Annotated in this window: 2 protein-coding genes; both read right to left on the minus strand. The window is 67.4% G+C overall.

Going from position 1 to position 984, the window contains the following annotated elements; translation table 11 throughout:
- A partial coding sequence (locus IEY55_RS31705; protein ID WP_229686958.1) for a DNA cytosine methyltransferase occupies positions 1-749 on the minus strand: 749 nt, incomplete at its 3' end.
- Positions 746-982, minus strand: coding sequence for a WhiB family transcriptional regulator (locus tag IEY55_RS31710; protein WP_189062274.1), 237 nt, complete (start codon positions 980-982; stop codon positions 746-748). The genes IEY55_RS31710 and IEY55_RS31705, both read right to left, overlap by 4 nt.
- Positions 983-984 lie beyond the last annotated feature (2 nt).

Genomic DNA, 984 nt, shown 5'->3' on the forward strand with positions numbered 1-984 from the left:
CGGTCAGGAGCGGCTCGTTCGATCGGTTCCCACCTCTCGTCGCTCGCGTGCCCTTCGCGTCCGCGACGCTGGGGGTGGGCAGCAGATGCTGCACCGCCGAGGGCAACGTAAGGTCCCCGCCGCTGCCCCGTTGGTTCGGTCCGCCCTTGGCGCCATCCGATGCCTTCGGCGTGGGGAACAGCTTGTGGATTGCCTCGTCCAGCGGGCGTCCGGTCCGGGTGACGTAGTTCGGGCCCGGGTGACCACGGCCCGACCCGTCCCGGGCTGTCGGTGTCGGTAGCAACGAGGAACAACCGGTTGCGCCGGTGACACGCACCGACCTCCGAAGCAGCCAGCACAGTCCATGCGAAGCGATACCCGAGACGGGCCAGGTCGGCCGCGACGGTGTCGAAACCTCGAACAAGGACTGCAGCCACGTTCTCCACGACGACGTGGCGAGGTCGTAGCACGCCAATGGCACGCGCGAAGTAAGTCCAGAGTCCCGAGCGCTCACCGGCTATCCCTTCACGCTTACCGGCATTGCTGATGTCCTGACAGGGAAAACCACCGACGAGGACGTCGACTGGTTCGACCTGGTCCCAGTCGACGGCTGTGATGTCGCCGAGGTTGGGCGTGCTCGGCCAGTGGTGGGCGAGCACTGCCACAGCGGCGGGGTCGGGATCGCAGAACCAGGCGGGTTCGGTGCCGAACACCTCCGCCACGGCGAGATCCAGGCCGCCGCAACCGCTGAAGAGGCTGCCGGCTCTCATGCCGTCCTCGCCCTCAGCTTGCGGCGTTGCATCTCGGAGAGGCCACCCCAGACGCCATAGCGCTCGTCATGCTCAAGGGCCCACGCGAGGCACTGGTCCCGCAGTGGGCAGCCCTTGCAGATTCGCTTGGCGGGTTGGGTGGATCCACCCTTCTCGGGGAAGAACAGCTCAGGGTCGACCTGGCTGCAGATTGCGGTCTCGCGCCAACGCGGTAACGGGGCGAGGTCACGCATCG

The sequence above is a fragment of the Longimycelium tulufanense genome (assembly GCF_014645795.1).
Classification (GTDB): Bacteria; Actinomycetota; Actinomycetes; order Mycobacteriales; family Pseudonocardiaceae; genus Longimycelium; species Longimycelium tulufanense.

What these genes read in the sequence shown, in the direction of transcription:
- IEY55_RS31710 (WP_189062274.1), bottom strand. Translation starts at nt 982, where the DNA reads ATGCGTGACCTCGCCCCGTTACCGCGTTGGCGCGAGACCGCAATCTGC.